Here is a 20,668-nt window from a genome sequence, read left to right on the forward strand (position 1 = left end):
GCCGCCTACGACTTCACCTTCACATAGGAGCCTGGCGCGTCCTCGATAGGGGTGAACTTGCCTTTGGCGGGATCGCGGGCGGGGACCAGACCGCCGGACTTGGCGCGCAGCCACTGCGCCCAGTGCGGCCACCAGGACCCGGGCGTTTCGACCGCGCCGCCCATCCATTGCTCGACCGACTCGGGCAGATCGCTGTTGGTCCAGTGCTGGTACTTGTTGGCCACCGGAGCGTTGATCACGCCGGCGATGTGGCCCGATCCGGCCAGGGTGAAGGTGACCGGCCCCCCGAACAGCCGCGCGCCGCGATACACCGAACGCGCAGGAGCGATGTGATCCTCCTTGGAGGACTGCACATAGACGGGCGTCTTCACGTTTTTCAGGTCGAGCTGGACGTTATCGAGCACCAGCTCGCCCTTCGAGAGGGCGTTCTCGCCGTAGAACTTGCGCAGATAGAACAGGTGCAGCGCCTTGGGCATCCGGGTCTGGTCGGAGTTCCAGAACAGCAGGTCGAAGGGCTTGGGCTCCTTGCCCATCAGGTAGTTGTTCACGAAGAACGACCAGATCAGGTCATTGGCGCGCAACGAGTTGAAGGTCTCGGCCATGGCCTGGCCTGAGAGAACGCCGCCGGCGGCGTCCATCTGCTTCTCCAGGTCGCCCAGCCAGTCCTCGTTGGTGAACAGCAGCAGATCGCCGGCTTCGGCGAAGTCCTGCTGGGCGGCGAAGAAGGTCGCCGAAGATATGCGCTGGTCGTTCTTGGCGGCCATGTGCGCCAGGGACGAGGAGAGCAGGGTGCCGCCGATGCAGTAGCCGACGGTGTTCACGCGATCGACGCCAGCCTGGGACATCGCCGCCTCGGTGGCGGCGTAGATGCCCTGGTGCATGTAGTCCTCGAAGGTCTTGCCGGCGAGGGCGGGGTCCGGGTTGACCCAAGAGGCCACGAAGACCGTGAAGCCCTGGTCGGTCAGCCAGCGGATCATCGAGTTCTCTGGCCTCAGATCGAGGATGTAGAACTTGTTGATCCACGGCGGGAAGATCAGCAGCGGGATCTCGTGGACCTGCTCGGTCGTCGGATTGAACTGCAGGAGCTGCAGGATCTCGTTCTGGAAGACGACCTTGCCGGGCGCCGTGGCGACGTTCTCGCCGATCTTGAACATTTCGTAGTCGGTCTGGCTGATCGCCAGCTGACCGCCGCCGCGGGTCAGGTCGAGCGCGAAGTTCTCCATGCCCTTGACCAGCGACTCGCCGCGGCTGGCCATCGCCTCGCGCAGGGCCGCGGGGTTGGAGGCCAGGAAGTTGGACGGCGAGAAGGCGTCGGTGAGCATCTTCATGAAGAACTCGACGCGACGCTTGCTCATCGGGTCGGCGCCCTCGACCTCGGCGACGAGGCCGTTCAGCCAGTTCGAGGTCAGAAGGTACGATTGCTTGATGACGTCGAAGACGGGGTTCTCGGCCCAGTCCGGATCGTTGAAGCGCTTGTCGCCCTTTTCCGGGCGTACGATCGGCTCGACGCTTTCGCCTCCGGCGCGGCGGGCTGCGCTCTGCCAGAGTTCCAGGTAGCGCTGGAAGAGGTCGGCCTGGGCGCGCACCAGCCGGTCAGGCTGGGCGATCAGGCGGCCCATGACGTCGGTGAGGGCCGGCGCCACGTGGAATGGGTCGGGTTGCAGGCCGGCAGGCCGTTCGGCCTGGCGCAGGGCCGCCTCGGCGATCGCGCCCTGGGCGGTGAGGGCGGCGCGGGCCAGATTGGCTGACAATTTCTCGACGACGTCGCGCTGGTCGGCGCTCAGCTGCTCAAAGCTTGGCGCGGCGCCGGTCGGTGGCGGCGCGGCGGGGCCCGGCGCCGGTTCGGGCGCAGGCGGCGGGGACGACGCATGCTTGGGCTTGGCGGAGGCCTTCTCAGCCGCCTTCGCCTTTTTCTTGCTCTTGGCTTTCGGCGGCGCTGCGGCGTGATCGCTCATTGCCCGGGTTCCTCCCACCTTTGCATTCCTTTGGGACGAAGGTGCTCACGCTCTTCCGCCCGAGGCGATAGTGGCATAAGACCGGGAAGGAAATGAACGCGCTGCTACGACTTTTTGCATGTTCGTCGCTCGGAGCCTCCGCTCGGGGGCTTTTGGGCTGCGCCGCGACGGCCGCGCTGCTGGCGGGTTGCGCCGGTAATCCCTTCGCCGAAGCGAAGGTCGACGCCAATTCTGCGGTCGCCGAGGACGTTGCGCGCATGGCGCATGAGTCGCGGGCCTTTCCGACCTTCGCCGACATTCCGCCGCCGCCCAGCGCGCAGCGGCCGTTGGCGTCATGGGGCCAGGCCGCCGACCAGTTGGAAGTCGCGCGCGCCAATGTCGAAACGGCGACGGCGCCGAGCACCTGGACGCTGACGGGCACGGAGCGCTTCGTCGCGCGCGCCCGCTCGCAGGTCGGGCCGGACATCGGACCGACCGAGTCCACCACGCCGTCGAGCGAGGCGTTCGCCAAGGAACTGCGGGAACGAGCTACCCCGCCTCCGTCGCCGAGGTAAAAGCGGCTGACGGGGGCATAAATAACCTTGAACCTGCTTGGCTGGCCTCGCCTCGGGGGCTATCCATGCGCGACTTCAGCTCCCCCACCGCCGCGGGCGTCGCGGCCAGAGCTCAAAATGACTCCCGAATTCCACCGTATCCGCCGCCTTCCGCCGTACGTCTTTGAAGAGGTGAACCGCATCAAGGCGCGGCTTCGCGGCGAAGGTGTCGACATCATCGACTTCGGCATGGGCAATCCCGACATGCCGACGCCCAAGCACATCGTCGACAAAATGATCGAGACGGCGCGCGACCCGAAAGCGGGCCGCTACTCCGCCTCGAAGGGCATACCTGGCCTGCGCAAGGCGATGGCCGGCTACTACAAGAAGCGGTTCGACGTCGACCTGAACCCGGACACCGAAGTCATCGCGACGCTCGGTTCCAAGGAGGGCTTCGCCAACCTGGCCCAGGCCCTGACCGCGCCCGGCGACGTCGTGATCTGCCCGAACCCGGCGTATCCGATCCACGCCTACGGCTTCATCATGGCCGGCGGCGTGATCCGCCACGTGCCCGCGCCGTCGCCGGAAGAGTATCTGGCCGGCATCAGCCGCGCCGTGAAACACTCCGCCCCGCCGCCCAGCGTCCTGATCCTGTCCTATCCGTCCAACCCGACCGCCCAATGGGTGGACCTCGACTTCTACAAGGAGGCGGTCGCCCTGGCGAAGAAGCACGAGATGCTCGTGCTGTCGGACATCGCCTATTCGGAGATCTACTTCGAAGACAATCCGCCGCCGTCGATCCTGCAGGTCGAGGGGGCCAAGGACATCGCGGTCGAGGTCAACTCGCTGTCGAAGACCTACGCCATGGCCGGCTGGCGCGTGGGCATGGTCGTCGGGAACGCGCGGATGTGCGCGGCGCTGGCGCGGGTTAAGTCCTATCTCGACTACGGCGCCTATACGCCGATCCAGGTTGCGGCGGCCGCCGCGATGAACGGGCCGCAGGACTGCGTCGATGAGATCCGCGCGATCTACAAGGCGCGCCGCGACACCCTGGTGTCATCAATGAAGCGCGCGGGCTGGGACATCCCGCCGCCGCCCGCCTCGATGTTCGCCTGGGCTCCCTTGCCGGAGAAGTTCAAGGAGGCGGGCTCGATGCTGTTCGCCAAGCTTCTTATCGAGGAGGCCGGCGTGGCCGTGGCGCCCGGCGTGGCGTTCGGCGAATACGGCGAGGGCTATGTGCGTATCGGGCTCGTGGAGAACGAGCACCGGATCCGCCAAGCCGCGCGCAACGTGAAGAAATTCCTGGCCAACGCCGACGAGATCCTCGGCAGGGCCCACAACACCATGGCGGCGCAATGAGTAAAACTGAGTGGCGGGTTGGCGTCGCGGGCCTGGGCACCGTCGGCGGCGGGCTGTTGAACTTCCTGTCTGACCGGCCGGGCTTCGCACCGGCCGGCGGCAAGGCCGTGGTGACCGGCGTGTCGGCGCGCTCGCGTTCGCGGCCGCGTCCGTTCGACATTTCGAACCTGCCCTGGTTCGACGATCCGGTCGAGTTGGCGAAGTCGCCGGACATCGACGTTTTCGTCGAACTGATCGGCGGCTCGGACGGTCCGGCGAAGGCCGCGGTGGAGGCGGCGCTGCACGCAGGCAAGCCGGTCGTCACCGCCAACAAGGCGCTGATCGCCGAGCACGGCGCCGAACTGGCGGCCCTGGCCGAGGCCAAAGGCGTGCCGCTGCTGTTCGAGGCCGCGGTGATGGGCGGCACCCCGGCCGTGAAGATGCTGCGCGAGGCGATGGTCGGCGACGACGTCAAGTCCGTGGCCGGCATCCTCAACGGCACCTGCAACTACATCCTCTCGGAAATGGACAGCGGCGGGCGTTCGTTCGCCGACGTCTTGGCCGAGGCCCAACGCCTGGGCTACGCCGAGTCCGACCCGACGATGGACGTCGGCGGTTTCGACGCCGCGCACAAGATCTCGATCCTGGCCGCCCTGGCCTTCGGCTGCGCGCCGAACTACGCCGCGGCCGAGATCGAGGGGATCGACCAGGTCGCGCTGCTCGATATCCAGCTCGCCAAGGACCTTGGCTACAAGATCAAGCTGATCGCCTCGGCGAACAGTTCGGACGACGGCGTGCTGGTCCGGGTCCATCCGACCCTGGTCGCCCAGAACCATCCGCTGGCCCAGGCGGGCGGCGCGCTCAACGCGCTGTTCATCGAGGGTACGCGGATCGGCCGCATCTTCATCCAGGGCCCGGGCGCCGGCTCGGGGCCGACCGCCGCCGCCGTGGCGGCCGACATCGCCGACGTGATGACGGGCGCCACCCGTCCGGTGTTCCAGGCGCCGGCCCAGTCGCTCAAGCCCTTCACGCCGGTCGATCCGGCCAAGAGCATGAGCCGGGCGTATCTGCGCTTCCTGGTGAAGGATGAGCCGGGCGTCATCGCTGCGGTGTCCGAAACCCTTGCCGAGGCGGGGGTCTCGATCGAGAGCTTCCTGCAAAAGCCGGTGGACAACGCCGAGGGCGTGCCGATCGTGCTGACGACGCACGCGGTGGCCGAGTCGGTGCTTACGGCGGCGATCGACCGCATCGCCAATCTATCGGCGGTGCTGGAAAGACCGCGCCTGCTGCGGATCGCCCGCATATAAGAATCCTACGACAGTCAGCGCCTCTCGAGCGCCGGGAGAGACAGATGAGTTCGGAAAATCTGGATCGCGGTCTGGTCATGGATGCGGTCCGGGTGACGGAGATCGCTGCGATCGCCGCCTGGAAGCTGGTGGGGCGCGGTGACGAGAAGGCGGCCGACCAGGCCGCCGTCGACGCCATGCGCACCGCCCTGAACGATCTCGACATCGACGGCGAGATCGTCATCGGCGAAGGCGAGCGCGACGAGGCCCCGATGCTCTACATCGGCGAGAAGGTCGGTCGGGGCAGCGGCCCGGCGATCGACATCGCGCTCGACCCGCTGGAAGGCACGACCCTGACCGCCAAGGCCCAGGCCAACGCGCTCGCGGTGATGGCATGGGCGCCGAAGGGCAGTCTGCTCAACGCCCCCGACACCTACATGGACAAGATCGCCTGTGGTCCGGGCTACCCGCCCGGCGTGATCGACCTGGACAAGACCCCGGCCGAGAACGTCAAGACGCTGGCAGAGGCCAAGGGCGTCGAGCTGTCCGAGATCACGGTCTGCGTTCTGGACCGCCCGCGTCACGCGGAGATCATCGCCTCGGTCCGTTCGGTCGGCGCGCGGGTCTACCTGATCACCGACGGCGACGTCGCCGGCGTGATCAACACCGCCGACCCGACCACCGGCGTCGACCTCTATGTCGGCCAGGGCGGGGCGCCGGAGGGCGTGTTGGCCTGCGCGGCGCTGAAGTGCGTGGGCGGCCAGTTCCAGGGGCGCCTGGTGTTCCGCAATCATGACGAAAAGGCGCGTGCGGCGCGGGTTGGGATCACCGACCTCGACAAGAAGTACGACCTGCACGAGATGGTCCGCGCCGACGCGATCTTCGCGGCGACCGGCGTCACCAACGGCGCGCTGCTGGACGGCGTGACGTACGAGGACGGCTTCGTCCACACCCACACCCTGGTCATGAACTCGTCCACCCGCACGGTGCGTGAAGTGCGGATGAAGCGGGCGGTCTAGGACCTTGCCCGACGGGGGCCCTGAAGCGGGATATCTCGGCGTCGAGCGGTCGCTGACCGGCCGTGCGTGGCGCGAGCGGCCGGCGGACGCCGCCGTCGTTCGCCGCCATCAGCTGTCGCTGGGCCTGTCCGAGCCCCTGGCGCGGGCGCTGGCCTCACGCGGGGTCGGGGCCGATGCGGGCGAGAACTACCTCAATCCGACACTCAAGGCGCTGTTCCCCGATCCCTCGAGCTTCCTAGACATGGACCGGGCCGCGGCGATCCTGATCGACGCGTTGCTGGCCGACCGGCCGATGACCGTCTTTGCGGACTACGATGTGGACGGCGCCTCCAGCGCCGCCCAGCTCGTGCGCTGGTTCCGGGTGATGGGCAAGGAGTTGTCGATCTACGTCCCGGACCGGATGACCGAGGGATACGGCCCGTCCCCGGCCGCGTTCCGCAAGATCCGCGAGTCGGGCGTCGATCTGGTGGTCACGGTCGACTGCGGCGCGGCCGCCTATGAGGCGCTAGCTTGCGCCAAGGAGATCGGCCTGGAGGTGGTGGTGATCGACCACCACCTGATGCGCGACCAGATCCCCGATGTCGCCGCGCTTGTGAATCCCAACCGGCCTGGCTGCGAGTCAGGCCAGGGCGTGCTCGCGGCCGCCGGGGTCGCCTTCGTGCTGCTGGCTGCGCTGAACCGCGAGGCGCGGGGCAGGGGACTGTTCGAGGGCCGCCCGGAGCCCGACCTGCGCCAATGGCTCGATCTGGCGGCCTTGGGCGCCATCTGCGACGTGACCCAGCTGGTCGGCTTCAATCGCGCCCTGACGGCCCAGGGGCTGAAGGTGATGTCGGCCTGGCGCAACCCGGGCCTGAAGGCGCTGCTGGAGGTGGCCAAGGGTTCGGGGCCGGCCAGCGTGTTCCACGCAGGCTTCATCCTCGGCCCGCGGATCAACGCCGGCGGACGCATAGGCCGATCGGACCTGGGCGCACGGCTGCTGTCGACCGATGATCCGGAAGAGGCGGCCGCCCTGGCGGCGGAGCTCGATGAGCTCAACGCCTCGCGCAAGGAGGTCGAGAAGGAGATCTTCGACGAGGCCGTGCGCGTGGTGGAGCGCGAGAGCAACCAGGCCGACGCGCCGATGGCTCTTGTGGCCGCCGATGGCTGGCACCCGGGTGTGATCGGCATCGTCGCCAGCCGCCTGCGCGAACGTTATCGCAAGCCGACCTTGGTGATCGGGATCGACCGCGCCGCGAACATCGGCAAGGGCTCTGGCCGCTCGCAGCCGGGGGTGAACCTGGGCCGCGCGGTGCAGGCCGCCTTCGACGAAGGGCTGCTGCTGGCCGGCGGCGGCCACGCCATGGCCGCGGGGCTGTCGGTGCGGCCAGAGCTGATCCCGGACCTTCGGGCCTTCCTGAACGACCGTGTCGCCGCGGAGGCGCAGATTGCGGCCGCTGAGGACGCCTTGGATATCGACGCTCTGGTGACCGCCGGCGGGTCGGACAGGGGGCTCTGGCAGGCCTTCCAGGCGATGGCGCCGTTCGGCCCAGGAAACCCTGAGCCAATGTTCGCCGCGGCCAATGTACGGGTCGAGCGCCCGATGGCGCTGCGCGGCGGGCATGTGCGTGTGACGCTGACCGACAGCTCCGGCGGACGGCTCAAGGCTGTCGCCTGGCGTGCCGAGGAAACCGAGCTTGGCCGGCGGCTGCTCAATCAGGCAGGGGCGATCCACGTCGCCGGGCGGCTGAAGCCTGATGACTGGCAAGGACGTGAGAGCGTGGAGCTCGAAATCGAGGACGTCGCGGACCCCCGACGCGTCGGCTGAGCCTTGAGCTGGAAGGGGCTGGCGGGGCGCCGTGGGGGCTTGAATAACGGCGTGCTGAAAAAGGTTTGAGCAAGGCGCTTGCGCCCCCGCGGAATCGACAATATAGACACCGCTCTCGCGGACGCGGTCCCTTCGTCTATCGGTTAGGACGCCAGGTTTTCAACCTGGAGAGAGGGGTTCGACTCCCCTAGGGACTGCCACCGCGAGGCTCCCCAAAATCACTGGATTGCGACGCAGGCGCGAGAAACACGACCGATGCGTGTGTCGCCCGCAAAATGCCCCATTGACGGCATTAGCCCACAAGAACACTGTTATGGTTGGCCATATCCGAAAGGATCGGGGGGAGACCGGGGCCAGAGGGGCATATGTCTGGTTACGAATTTGAGGGATTAGGTCCACACGAAGAAGCCGTGCGGATCAGCGGGCGTGTGAAGTGGTTCGACGCCGGCAAGGGCTATGGTTTTGTCGTTCCTGATGACCCGAATAAAACGGGGCTGAAGGACGTTTTGCTTCATGTCACAAGTCTTCGGAACTCTGGACGCGAAAGCGCTCTGGAGGGTGCGGTGATCGTGTGCGACGTGATCAGGCGTCCCAAAGGGTGGCAGGTCGCCGAGGTGCTGGAGGTGGACGAGAGTTCCGCTCCGCCGCCTTCCGACCGCCGACGTCACGACGACGGGCAGCATGGGCGACGCGACGCCTTCGACCGCGGCGGATTCAATGCCCGTCCGCAGCGTCGGCCGCTCGCGCCGCAAGGACCGCTGGAGCGGGCCAAGGTGAAGTGGTTCAACCGGGCGAAGGGCTACGGCTTCGTAGTCCGGGACGGTGAGACCGGCGACATCTTCGTGCACATCGAAACCCTGCGCCGGTCCGGCATCGAGGACCTGCAACCGGGCGACGACGTCATGGTTCGCTTCGCGGAAGGTCCGAAAGGGCTTGTCGTCGCAGAGATCGAGTCTGTAGGTCTGGCCTAGGGTCCTTCGGGGCCCGTGATTGGGGCGCGACACCCGTCGCGCTCCGGACCCACAGCCTCGGAGTTCTCCGGTGCCCAGTCTGAAGTGGCCGCACCGCGGCTTGACCGTGCTCGTCAGCGCGTTGGCGCTGCTTGCGGCCTGCGCTCAGGAACCTGCAGCCCAGGAGGCCGTCCAACCATCGCCGGCCCCGTCGGCGGCGGTTAGCGGATCTGCGCCTGCCCCCATGGGCGGCGCTGTCGGCCAGGCGCCCGCTGGATTTGAGGTCCTGGAGGTGGTGACGCCGTCAGGTCGGACGCGCCTGTTCGTCGAGATCGCCGACACCGAGGCCAAGCGCGAAAAGGGGCTGATGTTCCGCAAGGAAGTTCCGCCCGATCGCGGCATGCTGTTCGACTTCAAGACGCCGCGCGAAGTGGCGTTCTGGATGAAGAACACCCTGATCCCACTGGACATCATCTACATCCGGGCCGACGGCTCGGTGTTGTCGATCGCCCGCAACACCACGCCGCTCTCCGAGGCGCCGATCCCGTCGGGCGGTCCCATAGTCGGCGTCCTGGAACTGGCTGGGGGCAGGGCGGGAGAGCTCGGCCTGATGCCAGGCGACCGCATCGAGCATCGGATCTTCAAGCGTGACTGACAAAGACGTCGTTCCCGAGCCGCCCGTCGGCTTCGTGCCGTCAGGCAGCCGCGGCCCGTTCTCGAGCCACAATGGCCCGTACTTCCATCGCGCCGAGATGGGCGAGGTCACCGAGCAGGCGTTCTATGCGCTGCCTCGGCACGCCAACGGCATCGGGCTCGTGCACGGGGGGATGCTGACGGCGTTCCTCGACGGGCTGATGGGGGCGGCGGTCTACCGTGCCGTGCGGCACACCGCGGTGACGATCCACCTGTCCATCGACTTTCTGCACATGGCGCGGGTGGGCGATTGGGTGATGGGCGAGGCGCATGTGACCCGTGCGACCCGCGACGTGGCCTTCGTCGAAGCCCGCGCCCACGTGGCTGGAACCGATGTCGTGCGCGGCTCTGCGGTGTTCAAGCTGATGCGCCGGCACGGCTAGAGCGTCGCGTCGCGACTTTGTTCAATTGCGGTAAAGGGCAAAGCCTTATATCCCGCCCCTCGTCGGCGCTCTTCGGGGTGTAGCGCAGTCTGGTAGCGCACCTGGTTTGGGACCAGGGGGTCGGAGGTTCGAATCCTCTCGCCCCGACCAGCGCCGGCTAAATATTGATTGAGGGTCCGCATGCTCGCGCGCATCTACCGTCCGGCCAAGAACGCCATGCAATCTGGCAGGGCCAAGACCAAGGATTGGGTGCTGGAGTTCGAACCGGCCTCGGCCCGCCGCTCAGACCCGCTGATGGGCTGGACGCTGACCAGCGACATGAACGGCCAGATCCGCCTGTCCTTCGAGACCAGCGACGAGGCGGTCGCCTACGCGCAGGCGCACGGCATCCCGTTCCAGATCACCGAGCCGAAGGCCCCCAAGCGGATCCTGAAGGCTTACGCCGACAACTTCGCCTACAGTCGCAAGCAGTCCTGGACGCACTAGCGGCCTGCCGAGCGCCCATAGCTCAACCGGATAGAGCATCCGCCTTCTAAGCGGACGGTTGCAGGTTCGAGTCCTGCTGGGCGCGCCAAGCCGCCGCTTTCCTCCGGTCAGTAGCCGCCGATGATCGGAAGGATCTCGCCGGTGATGTAGCTGGAGCACTGGGGCGAGGCCAGGAAGACGTAGGCCGGGGCGATTTCCTCGGGCTGAGCTGGCCGTTTCATCTTTGATTGAGCGCCAAATTGGCTGACGTCCTCGGCTTTGCGGTCGGCGGGGTTGAGCGGCGTCCAGACCGGCCCCGGTGCGATGGCATTGACCCGGATGCCCTTGGGCATCAGGTGGGCGGCCAGAGACCTGGCGAAGGCGTGGATGCCGCCCTTGGTCATCGAGTAGTCCAGTAGCTCTCGACTGCCGTCGATCCCGGTCACCGAGCCGGTCATTATGATTGCTGAGCCGGGCGTCATGTGCGGCACGGCCGCCTTGGCGAGGTGAAAGTAGCCATAGAGGTTGGTCTTCAAGGTCCGGTCGAATTGCTCCTCGCTCAGATTGTCGAGGTCGGAGACGTGCTCTTGGAACGCGGCATTGTTCACAAGGACATCCAGTCGCCCGAGGTCTTCCACCGTCCTGCGCACCGCGGCCTCCGCATAGGCGGGATCAGCGACGTCGCCGGGCACCAGAACGCCCCGGCGCCCCTCCTTCTCGACGGCGGCCAGGGTCTCCTCGGCGTCGGCGTCCTCCGACAGATAGCCGATCGCGATGTCTGCGCCCTCGCGGGCGAATAACACCGCGACGGCGCGGCCAATTCCAGAGTCCGCGCCGGTGATCAGCGCCACCTTGTCTTTCAGCTTCCCGGATCCCTTGTAGTAGGGCGCGTCGTAGAGCGGCGCTGGGTCGAGGCGGGATTCCTCGCCGGGCTTGGCTTGATGCTGCTTTGGGAACGGAGGAACCGGATACTCCCTGGCGCCGGCCTGCATGGCTTCCTCCGACTTGGGCTGGAAGGATCGCGTTTCGGCCTGTTCCGCCTGAGTCTGGATGCTGCGATGCTCGCGAGCGGTCGTCTCGCCCGCGCGTTCGTTGCGCTCGATCGGCATGCTCGGTCTCCTGGTTGCCGAAAGGGAAGCGTCCGGCCGTGGGAGGGTTCCTAAGGCAAGGGTTGATCTAACCGCCCAGCGTCGCCGGGCCGCTCTTTCCGTCAGCCGAGTGGCGCGGCCTAGCGGAGCGCTGCGGCGTAGGCGTCCAGGCCGCGGCGCAAGTCCGCGACCAGGTCCTCTTGCGTCTCCAGGCCGATATGCAGGCGCATCAGCGGGCCTTCATAGGAAGACGCGAACTTGCGCTTGCCCAGCTGCGGGTCGCTGACGATCGCCAGGCTTTCAAAGCCGCCCCAGGAGAAACCCAGGCCGAACAACTCAAGCGCATCGAGGAAGGCGTCAGCGGCGGCCGGCGGGCCCGCCTTGAGCACGAAGCCAAACAGGCCGCAGGCGCCCGTGTAGTCACGGGTCCACAGCGCGTGGTCGGGCGAACCTGGGAGCGCCGGATGAATGACCTCTGCGACTTCCGGCTGCTTCCCAAGCCACGCAGCGATCCCCAGAGCCGCGTCGCCCTGGGCCTTCAAGCGGGCCGGAAGCGTGCGCAGGCCGCGCAGCATCTGGTAGGCGTCCTCCGCCGCTACCGCCCAGCCGAGGTTGTGGACGCCGTCTTCGAGCTGGCGGAGTAATGCAGGGTCACGTGTCGCGGCCGAGCCCATGAACACGTCCGAGTGGCCGCCGACATACTTGGTCAAGGCCTGGACGCTGATGTCGACGCCATGATCGAGCGGCTTGAAGAGGTAGCCGGCGCCCCAGGTGTTGTCAGCGAGGGTAAGGATGCCGCGCGCCCGGGCCAGCTTGGCCACGGCGGCGAGGTCCATCATCTCGAAGGTGAGGGAGCCGGGCGACTCCATCATGATCAGCCGCGTGCGTTCCCCTGCAAGGGCGATCAACGCGTCCGGCGACAGCCGGGGATCGAAGTACCGGACGTCCACGCCGTAGCGTTTGAGGACGTTGTCGCAGAAGCGCCGGCTGGGCTTGTAGATGTTGTCGGCGGCGAGCACCTCGTCGCCGGTCTTGAGCACGGCCAGCACGGCGCCGGTCACCGCGGCGAGGCCTGAGGGATAGAGGCAAACGCCTTGCGCGCCCTCCATCTCGGCCAGGGCGCATTTCAGCGCGTCGTGCGCGGCCAGGCCCGCGCGACCATAGGTGAGGAACGCGTCATCGTCGTAGAGCGCCGCCGCATTGGGCAACAGCACCGTTGAACCCTTCTGGATGGGCGGGCCGACGGTCTTCACCATATCGCCCCCTTTTACGCCCGCGCGGATGAGGCGGGTTTCTTGGGTGACGCGGGTTGACGGGGTGGAGCGAACTTGAGCCATGATCGCGTGGCACTTAGAGCCTCCCCAGCTTTGCAATCAAGGAGCGCGGCCAATCTCCCGGCTCAGTATTTCTACGATAGCCCCGAGCTGCATCGCTGCAGTGCTGCTGCTGGCCGCCTGCGGGAAGGAAGAAGCAGCTCCGCCGCCCGAACCCGTAGCCAAGGCGACCGCGCCGGCGCCGACCGGCGACTTCAAGCCCAAGGCCAGCCCGACGCTGGCGGCGGTGAAGGCCAGGGGGTGGGTGTCCTGCGGGGTCAATCCGGCGTTGCCCGGCTTCGCGTTCGCCGACGATCGCGGCGCCTGGCGCGGCTTCGATGTCGACATCTGCCGGGCGGTCGCGGCCGCCACTCTGGGCGACGCCAAGGCGGTTCGATTCACGCCGGTGGACGCCGGCGACCGGTTCGCGGCCCTGCGTAGCGGCAAGATCGACGTCCTGTCGCGCAATACGTCCTGGACCCTTTCGCGCGACGTCGGGGAGGGGGTGGACTTCACGGCGATCACCTACTTCGACGGGCAGGGATTCCTGGCGCCGAAGGCGCTCAACCTGACAAGCGCGGACGAACTGAATGGCGCGCGGATCTGCGTGCAGCAAGGCACGGCCAGCGAGGCGAATGTCGAGGACTACTTCCGAACCCGGGCGCTGAAGTACACGCCGGTCGTCACCAAGACCGAGGCGGAGGCGAGGGCGCTGTACCAAGCCGAAGGATGCGACGCGTTCACCGGTGACGTGTCGGCGCTGGCCTCGGCTCGCTCTGTGATGAACAGCCCCAACGCCCATGTGATTCTGCCGACGGTCATCTCGAAGGAACCGCTGGCGCCGGCCGTGCGCCAGGACGATCCGGCATGGACGGACATCGTGCGCTGGACGGTCTACACCTTGATCCTGGCCGAAGAGCTTGGGGTCAGTTCGAAGACTGCGGAGGAGCTGGCGAAGAGCTCCGTCGATCCGAGGGTTCGTCGACTGTTGGGCGCGGAAGGCGACTTCGGTCTGCTGATGGGCCTGAAACCCGATTTCGCCTACCAGGCGATCGTTCAGGTCGGGGCCTATGACGAGATTTTCGCGCGCAATGTCGGCGCTCAATCGGCGCTCAAGCTCGAGCGCGGGCATAACGCCCTTTGGAACGCGGCTGCGCCGGGCCTGCTTTATGCGCCTCCTGCGCGCTAAGGGCCGGTGACGACCGGGGCGTCTGCAAGGCCGCCCCATTCGGTCCAGGAGCCGTCGTAGACTGCGGTGCGCTCAAGGCCCAGGCGAGCCAGGGCCAAGGCCAGAACCGATGCGGTGACGCCCGAGCCGCAAGTCGTGACGATGGGGGCGGCCAGATCGATTCCGCCGGCCTCGAACACCGCCGTCAGCTCGGCCGGCGGACGCAGCGTGCCGTCGTCGGCGATGACCTTTTCCCAGGGCACGTTGGCCGCGCCCGGCATGTGGCCCGACTGCAGTCCTGCCCGTGGCTCGGGAGCCTCGCCGGTGAACCGGGCCGCCGAGCGCGCATCGACCATCCGGGCGGCGCCCGAGGCCAGGATCTGGCGAACGTCGTCGGCGGCGCGCACCAGGCCCGGATCGAATTTCGGCGCCACCTCAACCGTCGTGGGGGTGACCGCGCCCGACTCGACAGGACGGCCCTCGGCCAGCCACTTGCGCAACCCGCCGTCGAGGACGTGGACCTTGTCGTACCCCATGGCTCGCAACGTCCACCAGACGCGCGCGGCCGACCGGATGCCGTGCACGTCGTAGACGACAATGTCGGCGTCGCGCGAGAGGCCCAGGGCGCCGGCGGCCTTCGCGAACGCTTCCGGCGTGGGCAGCATGTGCGGAAGGTCGGTCGTCTGGTCGGCGATGGCGTCGATGTCGAAGAAGACCGCGCCGGGAATGTGAACCTGCAGGTGCTCCTCGCGGCCGTTGCGGGCTTCCGCCGGCATGTGCCAGCTGCCGTCAACGACGCGGAGGCTGGGCGTTCCGAGCCGCTCGGCCAGCCAGCCCGTGGAGACGACGGGGTCCATGGCTAGAGCCAACGCGGAATCGGGAAGCCGCGCTCCTTGAGGAACGCCGGATTGAAGATCTTGCTCTGATAGCGCGAGCCCTGGTCGCACAGGATGGTCACGATGGTGTGGCCGGGGCCCAGATCCTTGGCCATCCGGATGGCGCCGGCGACGTTGATGCCGGTCGAGCCCCCCATCACCAGGCCCTCGTGCTCGACCATGTCGAAGATCACGTTCAGCATCTCGACGTCGTCGATGCGGTAGGGATGGTCGACGCTCAGCCCCTCCAGGTTGGCGGTGATCCGACCCTGGCCGATGCCCTCGCTGATCGAGGTCCCGTCCGACTTCAGTTCCCCATCGGCGTACCAGGAGTAAAGCGCTGCGCCGTGCGGGTCGGCCAGGCCGATCTTAATGTTCGGATTGCGGGCCCGGAGCCCCTCAGCGACCCCGGCCAGCGTGCCGCCGGAGCCGACGGCGCAGATGAAGCCATCGACCTTGCCGTCGGTCTGCGCCCAGATTTCCGGCGCGGTCGTTTCGACGTGCGCCTGACGGTTGGCGACATTGTCGAACTGGTTGGCCCAGATCGCGCCGGCCGGCTCCTTGGCGTTCAGTTCCTCGGCCAGGCGCCCCGAGTAGCGGACATAGTTGTCGGGGTTGGAGTAGGGGACGGCGTCAACCTCGACCAACTCGGCGCCGAGCAGGCGGATGGCGTCCTTCTTCTCCTGGCTCTGGGTGCGCGGAATGACGATCGTCGTCCGGTAGCCGCTGGCTGCGCCGACCATGGCCAGGCCGATGCCCGTGTTGCCGGCCGTGCCCTCGACGATGCGCCCGCCGGGCCGCAGCAGGCCGCGCCGCTCGGCGTCGCGCACAATGTACAGCGCGGCGCGGTCCTTCACGGACGCTCCGGGGTTCATGAACTCGGCCTTGCCGAGAATTTCGCATCCGGTCGCCTCGCTCGCGCGGCGAAGGCGGATCAGCGGAGTGTTTCCAATGGCGTCGAGGACGCTGCTAGCGACGGTCATGGCCGTCTACTTAAGGCTCGTCGCGGTCGAGGAACAGGGGGATCAGGCCTTCGAGAGACTCAGCTGCACCACATTGGTCCGTTCGGTGCGGAAGCCGGCTTCGCAATAGCTGAGATAGAAGCGCCAGAGCTTGCTGAACCGCTCGTCGAAGCCCAGGGCCGCGATCCCGTCCCAGGCGCCTTCAAAGCGCTTGCCCCACTCGTCCAGGGTGTCGGCGTAGTCGTGGCCAAAGCGGGTGATGCCCGTCCAGTTCAGGCCTGCCTGCGTCGTCTCGCTCTTCAGCCTGGCCTCGGATGGCAGCATGCCGCCCGGGAAGATGTACTTCTGGATGAAGTCGGCCCGCCGACGGTACGCGTCGAAGATCTCGTCGCGGATGGTGATGATCTGCAGTCCCGCCCGCCCGCCGGGCGCCAGCACCTGTTGAATCTTGCTGAAGTAGGTCGGCCAGTAGCGCTCGCCGACCGCCTCGAACATCTCGATCGACGCCACGCGGTCGAAGCTCCCTTGGACATCGCGATAGTCGATCATGCGGATCTCCGCGCGCTCGGTCAGCCCCTGTTCGAAGATGCGTTTCTTGGCGAAGTCGAACTGTTCCTGGGAGATCGTTATGCCGGTCACCTTGGCGCCGACCTCCTTGGCCGCGAACTCGGCGAACCCGCCCCAGCCGCAGCCGATTTCCAGCACCGAGTGATTTGGCCCCAGCTCCATGCCTTGCGCCAGAGAGCGGTACTTGTTGGTCTGAGCTTCTTCCAGCGGTTGGCGCGGTCGTTCATAGCGCGCCGAAGAGTAGGTCATCGTCCGGTCCAGCCATTGGGAATAGAAAGCGTTCCCAAGGTCGTAGTGCGCGTGGATGTTCTTGCGCGATCCTTTGCGGGTGTTGGCGTGCAGGTTGTGTCCGATGAAGTTCACCGCACGCACCAGCGGATTGCCGAGGAAGAACCGGGCGAGGCGATCGAAGTTCATGCTGACCGCGCAGAGCACCGCCGACAGGTCGGGGGTGTCCCACTCGCCGGCCATGTACCCCTCGGCGAAGCCGATGTCGCCGGCGGCCAACACGCGGCGCATGAACCTGAAGTCGTGAATGACGATGCGTCCATCGACGCCCGGATCGCCCCCCTTGATCCGCAATTCGCCGCCGGAAGGGGTGACAAAGGTCAACGAGCCGGCCCGCCAGTTGAGAGCGAGTAATCGGGCTGCAAAGCGGAATGCGGCAGGCGATCCGGCCAATGCCGGAAGCTTGCCGAAGGCCCGTGGTGAAGCAGCCAGGGCCGCCAGCGATGGTTCATGCGCCAAGCTCATGGTCGCAACCCTCGATTTTTCACGCTTGTCACACTGCATTTGGGATTGAAGAGAATCAACTCCAGTACGCAGGCCACACGCCGCCGGATGCTCAAGGTTCACGTTTTCGCGCTTGTGAAGCGGGCGCACGCGCGCCACTTAGGCCCAGGCGCGACACGCCGCGCGATGACCCAAATCCGAGATTATCATGACCGCACTGACGCTTAATCGCTGGAATCTCTCGATCGGCGACGGCCAGCCGCTGGTTGTGATCGCGGGGCTCAATGTCCTGGAAGACCTGGAACTGGCGCGCGACGCGGCGCGCCACCTCAAGGAAATTTGTGCGGATCTGGGCCTTCCCTACGTCTTCAAGGCCAGCTTCGACAAAGCCAACCGCTCGTCGATCCGCAGCTATCGCGGTCCGGGGCTGGAGCAGGGCCTGGAGGTCCTGAAGCAGATCAAGGCCGAGTTCGACGTTCCGATCTGCACGGATCTGCACGAGGTCGACCAGGCCGAGCCGGTCGCCGAGGTGGCCGACCTGGTTCAGATCCCGGCCTTCCTGTGCCGCCAGACCGATCTCGTCGTGGCGACCGCCCGAGCGACCAAGAAGGCCGGCGGGCTGCTGCATGTGAAGAAGGGCCAGTTCCTGGCGCCCTGGGACTGCCGCAACATTCTCGACAAGATCAAGGAAGCGGTCGAGGTGGACATGACGATCCTGTGCGAGCGCGGGGTCTCGTTCGGCTACAACAACCTCATCGTGGACATGCTCGGCATCCAGGAGATGAAAGAGCTTGGCGCGCCGGTGACCATCGACGCCACCCACGCCGTCCAGCTTCCAGGCGCCAACCCGAAGTCCAACGGGGCCTCGACCGGCGGGCGTCGCGCAGGCGTGCCCATTCTCGCCAAGTCGGCGGTTGCGGCGGGCGCTGACGGCGTCTTCCTCGAGTTCCACCACGATCCGGACAAGGCGCTGTGCGATGGCCCGAGCTGCCTGCCGCTCTCCGACGCCAAAGGCCTGCTGTCGACTCTGAAGGCGGTCCATGCGGCCGTCCGCCAATAGGATTAGGCTCTGATCCATGGACCTTGCGGCCCTTCAGAAAATCCTCTCGGCCCTGTCGGGCGCCCGCATTGTTTGCGTCGGCGACCTCATGGTGGACCGGTTCGTCTATGGCGACGTGACACGCGTCTCGCCCGAAGCCCCGATCCCGGTGCTCGCCCGCAAGCGTGAACTGGTCATGCTGGGCGCTGCGGGCAATGTGGCGCGCAATGCGGCGGCGCTGGGCGGTGAAGTCTGCCTGGTCGGGATGATCGGCGGCGACCCTGAAGGCGTGGAAGCGCTGCGCCTGATCAAGGCGGAGGAGGGTGTCGAGGGCTTCGTCGTCACCGACGCAGCGCGGCCCACCACCCTGAAGACCCGCTTCGTGTCAGGCGGCCAGCAACTGCTGCGGGTCGATATGGAGACCAGCGGGCCGGCCGCGGGCGATGTCGAACAGCGGCTCGTCCGCACTGTTCGCGACGTCGCCAATGGGGCGGGAGTCATCCTGCTGTCCGACTACGGCAAGGGCGTCGTCACCGCGGCGGTGATCGAGGCATGTCGTGCGTCGGGCGCGCTGATGATCGTCGATTCCAAGGCCCGGTCGTTCGCGCGATACGGGGCGGTGGACATCGTCAAGCCGAACGCCGCTGAGCTGGCCCACGCGACCGACCTGCCCACCCAGACAGACGGCGAGATAGAGGCGGCGCTCGGTCACGCCCTGACGCTCTGCGAGGCCAAGGCGATCCTCGTCACCCGGGCGGCGAAGGGTATTTCGCTGGCCGTACGCGGCGAGGCGGTCAGGCATTTCCCGGGCGTCCCGCGCGAGGTGTTCGACGCGTCTGGGGCCGGCGACACAACCCTGGCCGCGCTGGGCGTGGCCTTGGCCGCCAAGGTCGACGTGGCGGACGCCATCGAATTTGCGATGCTCGCCTCGGGCGTCGCGGTCGGCAAGGCGGGCACGGCCGTCGTGACCCCGGAAGAAATGATCGAGGCCTCGATCACGGCGCACATGGCCCCGGCCGAGGCCAAGATCGCCACGCCGCAGCGAATGGCGGACGAGATTGCTCGTTGGCGCGCCAAGGGCCTGAAGGTCGGCTTCACCAACGGCTGCTTCGACATTCTGCACCGCGGCCATGTCGCCTACCTCACGCAGGCCCGCGCCTGGTGCGATCGCCTGATCGTGGGGGTCAATTCCGACCGTTCCGTGCGTGAGCTGAAAGGCGAGGGACGCCCGGTGAACGACCTGGAGAGCCGCGCCATGGTTCTGGCGGGATTGGGCTCTGTCGATCTTGTCGCGCCGTTCGACGAGGACACGCCGATCGAGCTGATCGAGGCCGCCCGGCCCGACGTGCTGATCAAAGGCGCCGATTACGCCGAGAGCGAGGTGGTCGGGGGGGACTTTGTGAAGTCATATGGGGGCGAGGTCCGGTTGGCCCAGCTCGTGGATGGATATTCCACGACCGCAGCCATCGCCCGGATGCAGGAGAAGGCATGAGCCGTCGCATCATCTTCGTCACCGGCGGAGCCGGCTTCATCGGCTCCAACATCGTGGCAAAGCTTGCCGAGGATCCGGGCCTGGACGTCGTGGTTTGCGACCGGCTGCGCGAAGCCGAGTTGGGCAAGTGGCGGAACATAGCCAAGCACCCGATCGGTGACTTCGTGGCGCCTGAGGCGATGTTCGAGTGGCTGGAGAAGCGCTGGCGCGACATCGAGCTGGTCGTGCACATGGGCGCGGTGTCATCGACGACCGAGCCGGACGCCGACAAGATCATCCACTCGAACTTCACTCTGTCGAGGGACCTGTTCCGTTGGTGCGCCGATCACCAGCGTCGGTTCGTCTATGCGTCGTCGGCCGCGACCTACGGTGACTCCGTCGACTTCCGCGACCACGACGACCTGGAGTCGCTGGCGGCCCTGAGGCCGCTGAACACCTATGGCTGGTCGAAGGCGCTGTTCGACCTCTTCGCAGCCCGGCAGGCGGCCCGCGACTATGCTCCGCCTCAATGGGTGGGCCTGAAGTTCTTCAACGTCTACGGGCCGAACGAAGAGCATAAGCACTCGATGAAGTCGGTGGCCTCGCAGATCTGGCCAAAGGTCCGGGACGGTCACTCCGTTCAGCTCTTCAAGTCCTATCGAGAAGGCGTACCGGACGGCGGCCAGACCCGCGACTTCGTCTATGTCCGCGACGTCGCCGATGTTGTGGGCTGGCTGGCCAAGAACGAGCAGGTCAACGGCGTCTACAACCTCGGTTCGGGCAAGGCCCGGACCTTCGAGGATCTCGCGCGCGCCGTCTTCACGGCGGCGGGACGCGAACCGGAGATCGAATACACACCGATGCCGCCGGCGATCCGGGACAAGTACCAGTACTTCACCCAGGCCGACATGGAACGCCTGCAGGCCGCCGGCTACAATCAGCCGATGACCAGTCTGGAGGACGGCGTGACGGACTACGTGAAGCGCTATCTGTCCCAGCCAGATCCCTACCGCTAGGCTAAGGGGAG

At 66.9% G+C, this 20,668-nt stretch carries 19 protein-coding genes and 3 tRNA genes; 16 read left to right on the forward strand and 6 right to left on the reverse strand.

Annotated features, from left to right (window positions below):
• Positions 1 to 5: 5 nt before the first annotated feature.
• On the reverse strand, positions 6 to 1,955 hold the full coding sequence (gene phaC, locus ASC79_RS02185; protein ID WP_082531895.1) for a class I poly(R)-hydroxyalkanoic acid synthase: 1,950 nt from the start codon (positions 1,953 to 1,955) through the stop codon (positions 6 to 8).
• A 152-nt stretch (positions 1,956 to 2,107) separates the two neighbouring features.
• Between phaC and ASC79_RS02190 the strand changes: the two genes are divergently transcribed.
• From ASC79_RS02190 to ASC79_RS02245, 12 genes are all read left to right on the forward strand, one after another.
• Positions 2,108 to 2,509 (forward strand): hypothetical protein, encoded by a 402-nt coding sequence (locus ASC79_RS02190; RefSeq protein ID WP_056019035.1) that lies wholly within the window; start codon positions 2,108 to 2,110, stop codon positions 2,507 to 2,509.
• A 117-nt stretch (positions 2,510 to 2,626) separates the two neighbouring features.
• The gene (locus tag ASC79_RS02195; RefSeq protein ID WP_056019036.1) at positions 2,627 to 3,847 is read left to right on the forward strand and encodes an LL-diaminopimelate aminotransferase; all 1,221 of its coding nucleotides are present in this window, start codon (positions 2,627 to 2,629) and stop codon (positions 3,845 to 3,847) included.
• The gene (locus ASC79_RS02200) at positions 3,844 to 5,133 is read left to right on the forward strand and encodes a homoserine dehydrogenase (RefSeq protein WP_056019039.1); all 1,290 of its coding nucleotides are present in this window, start codon (positions 3,844 to 3,846) and stop codon (positions 5,131 to 5,133) included. Before ASC79_RS02195 ends, ASC79_RS02200 begins: the two co-directional genes overlap by 4 nt.
• Positions 5,134 to 5,177: 44 nt before the next feature.
• Positions 5,178 to 6,131, forward strand: a complete 954-nt coding sequence (gene glpX, locus ASC79_RS02205) for a class II fructose-bisphosphatase (RefSeq protein ID WP_056019042.1) — start codon at positions 5,178 to 5,180, stop codon at positions 6,129 to 6,131.
• A gap of 4 nt (positions 6,132 to 6,135) precedes the next feature.
• Positions 6,136 to 7,935, forward strand: coding sequence for a single-stranded-DNA-specific exonuclease RecJ (gene recJ / locus ASC79_RS02210; protein ID WP_056019045.1), 1,800 nt, complete (start codon positions 6,136 to 6,138; stop codon positions 7,933 to 7,935).
• Positions 7,936 to 8,060: 125 nt separating this feature from the next.
• A tRNA-Glu gene (locus ASC79_RS02215) sits at positions 8,061 to 8,135 on the forward strand.
• Between the two features lie 165 nt (positions 8,136 to 8,300).
• The gene (locus ASC79_RS02220; protein ID WP_056019048.1) at positions 8,301 to 8,906 is read left to right on the forward strand and encodes a cold-shock protein; all 606 of its coding nucleotides are present in this window, start codon (positions 8,301 to 8,303) and stop codon (positions 8,904 to 8,906) included.
• A gap of 223 nt (positions 8,907 to 9,129) precedes the next feature.
• Positions 9,130 to 9,540, forward strand: coding sequence for a DUF192 domain-containing protein (locus ASC79_RS02225; protein WP_156378304.1), 411 nt, complete (start codon positions 9,130 to 9,132; stop codon positions 9,538 to 9,540).
• Complete coding sequence (locus tag ASC79_RS02230) at positions 9,533 to 9,961, forward strand: PaaI family thioesterase (RefSeq protein ID WP_056019051.1); 429 nt, start codon at positions 9,533 to 9,535, stop codon at positions 9,959 to 9,961. The genes ASC79_RS02225 and ASC79_RS02230 overlap by 8 nt, the downstream gene beginning before the upstream one ends.
• A 73-nt stretch (positions 9,962 to 10,034) precedes the next feature.
• Positions 10,035 to 10,111, forward strand: a tRNA-Pro gene (locus ASC79_RS02235).
• Positions 10,112 to 10,141: 30 nt separating this feature from the next.
• Positions 10,142 to 10,447 (forward strand): ETC complex I subunit, encoded by a 306-nt coding sequence (locus ASC79_RS02240; protein WP_056019054.1) that lies wholly within the window; start codon positions 10,142 to 10,144, stop codon positions 10,445 to 10,447.
• 11 nt (positions 10,448 to 10,458) lie between these two features.
• Positions 10,459 to 10,535 (forward strand) — tRNA-Arg (locus tag ASC79_RS02245).
• Between the two features lie 19 nt (positions 10,536 to 10,554).
• On the opposite strand, the gene ASC79_RS02250 is transcribed toward ASC79_RS02245, so the two are convergent.
• Together ASC79_RS02250 and metC are read right to left on the reverse strand one after the other, a co-directional pair.
• Entirely contained in the window at positions 10,555 to 11,535 is a 981-nt protein-coding gene (locus tag ASC79_RS02250) for an SDR family oxidoreductase (protein WP_056019057.1), read from the reverse strand.
• 119 nt (positions 11,536 to 11,654) lie between these two features.
• Positions 11,655 to 12,851, reverse strand: a complete 1,197-nt coding sequence (gene metC, locus ASC79_RS02255) for a cystathionine beta-lyase (RefSeq protein ID WP_056019060.1) — start codon at positions 12,849 to 12,851, stop codon at positions 11,655 to 11,657.
• A gap of 100 nt (positions 12,852 to 12,951) precedes the next feature.
• Between metC and ASC79_RS02260 the strand changes: the two genes are divergently transcribed.
• On the forward strand, positions 12,952 to 14,016 hold the full coding sequence (locus ASC79_RS02260) for an amino acid ABC transporter substrate-binding protein (RefSeq protein ID WP_235528715.1): 1,065 nt from the start codon (positions 12,952 to 12,954) through the stop codon (positions 14,014 to 14,016).
• Here ASC79_RS02260 and sseA read toward each other — a convergent pair.
• The 3 genes from sseA to ASC79_RS02275 are packed head-to-tail and all read right to left on the reverse strand — an operon-like array spanning position 14,013 to position 17,011.
• Positions 14,013 to 14,852, reverse strand: coding sequence for a 3-mercaptopyruvate sulfurtransferase (gene sseA / locus ASC79_RS02265; RefSeq protein WP_162244245.1), 840 nt, complete (start codon positions 14,850 to 14,852; stop codon positions 14,013 to 14,015). The two genes, ASC79_RS02260 and sseA, sit on opposite strands and share 4 nt — an antisense overlap.
• A gap of 2 nt (positions 14,853 to 14,854) precedes the next feature.
• Entirely contained in the window at positions 14,855 to 15,853 is a 999-nt protein-coding gene (locus ASC79_RS02270) for a cysteine synthase A (protein WP_056019066.1), read from the reverse strand.
• Between the two features lie 42 nt (positions 15,854 to 15,895).
• Positions 15,896 to 17,011 (reverse strand): class I SAM-dependent methyltransferase, encoded by a 1,116-nt coding sequence (locus ASC79_RS02275; RefSeq protein WP_369817286.1) that lies wholly within the window; start codon positions 17,009 to 17,011, stop codon positions 15,896 to 15,898.
• A 328-nt stretch (positions 17,012 to 17,339) separates the two neighbouring features.
• On the opposite strand from ASC79_RS02275, the gene kdsA reads away from it, so the two are divergent.
• The 3 genes from kdsA to rfaD are packed head-to-tail and all read left to right on the forward strand — an operon-like array spanning position 17,340 to position 20,657.
• Complete coding sequence (kdsA, locus tag ASC79_RS02280; protein WP_056019072.1) at positions 17,340 to 18,191, forward strand: 3-deoxy-8-phosphooctulonate synthase; 852 nt, start codon at positions 17,340 to 17,342, stop codon at positions 18,189 to 18,191.
• A gap of 16 nt (positions 18,192 to 18,207) precedes the next feature.
• Positions 18,208 to 19,662: a D-glycero-beta-D-manno-heptose 1-phosphate adenylyltransferase gene (gene rfaE2 / locus ASC79_RS02285; RefSeq protein ID WP_056019075.1), complete on the forward strand. Its 1,455-nt coding sequence runs from the start codon at positions 18,208 to 18,210 to the stop codon at positions 19,660 to 19,662.
• Positions 19,659 to 20,657: an ADP-glyceromanno-heptose 6-epimerase gene (gene rfaD, locus ASC79_RS02290; RefSeq protein ID WP_056019083.1), complete on the forward strand. Its 999-nt coding sequence runs from the start codon at positions 19,659 to 19,661 to the stop codon at positions 20,655 to 20,657. The genes rfaE2 and rfaD overlap by 4 nt, the downstream gene beginning before the upstream one ends.
• The last annotated feature ends 11 nt before the right edge of the window (positions 20,658 to 20,668 follow it).

Origin of the sequence: Phenylobacterium sp. Root1290, from assembly GCF_001425305.1 — a bacterium.
In the GTDB taxonomy this organism is placed as follows: domain Bacteria; phylum Pseudomonadota; class Alphaproteobacteria; order Caulobacterales; family Caulobacteraceae; genus Phenylobacterium.

Coding starts and splice junctions, on each gene's coding strand:
- phaC (WP_082531895.1), bottom strand. CDS start 1,955: ATGAGCGATCACGCCGCAGCGCCGCCGAAAGCCAAGAGCAAGAAAAAG.
- ASC79_RS02195 (WP_056019036.1), top strand. CDS start 2,627: ATGACTCCCGAATTCCACCGTATCCGCCGCCTTCCGCCGTACGTCTTT.
- ASC79_RS02200 (WP_056019039.1), top strand. CDS start 3,844: ATGAGTAAAACTGAGTGGCGGGTTGGCGTCGCGGGCCTGGGCACCGTC.
- glpX (WP_056019042.1), top strand. CDS start 5,178: ATGAGTTCGGAAAATCTGGATCGCGGTCTGGTCATGGATGCGGTCCGG.
- ASC79_RS02220 (WP_056019048.1), top strand. CDS start 8,301: ATGTCTGGTTACGAATTTGAGGGATTAGGTCCACACGAAGAAGCCGTG.
- ASC79_RS02225 (WP_156378304.1), top strand. CDS start 9,130: ATGGGCGGCGCTGTCGGCCAGGCGCCCGCTGGATTTGAGGTCCTGGAG.
- ASC79_RS02240 (WP_056019054.1), top strand. CDS start 10,142: ATGCTCGCGCGCATCTACCGTCCGGCCAAGAACGCCATGCAATCTGGC.
- ASC79_RS02250 (WP_056019057.1), bottom strand. CDS start 11,535: ATGCCGATCGAGCGCAACGAACGCGCGGGCGAGACGACCGCTCGCGAG.
- metC (WP_056019060.1), bottom strand. CDS start 12,851: ATGGCTCAAGTTCGCTCCACCCCGTCAACCCGCGTCACCCAAGAAACC.
- sseA (WP_162244245.1), bottom strand. CDS start 14,852: ATGGACCCCGTCGTCTCCACGGGCTGGCTGGCCGAGCGGCTCGGAACG.
- ASC79_RS02270 (WP_056019066.1), bottom strand. CDS start 15,853: ATGACCGTCGCTAGCAGCGTCCTCGACGCCATTGGAAACACTCCGCTG.
- kdsA (WP_056019072.1), top strand. CDS start 17,340: ATGACCGCACTGACGCTTAATCGCTGGAATCTCTCGATCGGCGACGGC.
- rfaE2 (WP_056019075.1), top strand. CDS start 18,208: ATGGACCTTGCGGCCCTTCAGAAAATCCTCTCGGCCCTGTCGGGCGCC.
- rfaD (WP_056019083.1), top strand. CDS start 19,659: ATGAGCCGTCGCATCATCTTCGTCACCGGCGGAGCCGGCTTCATCGGC.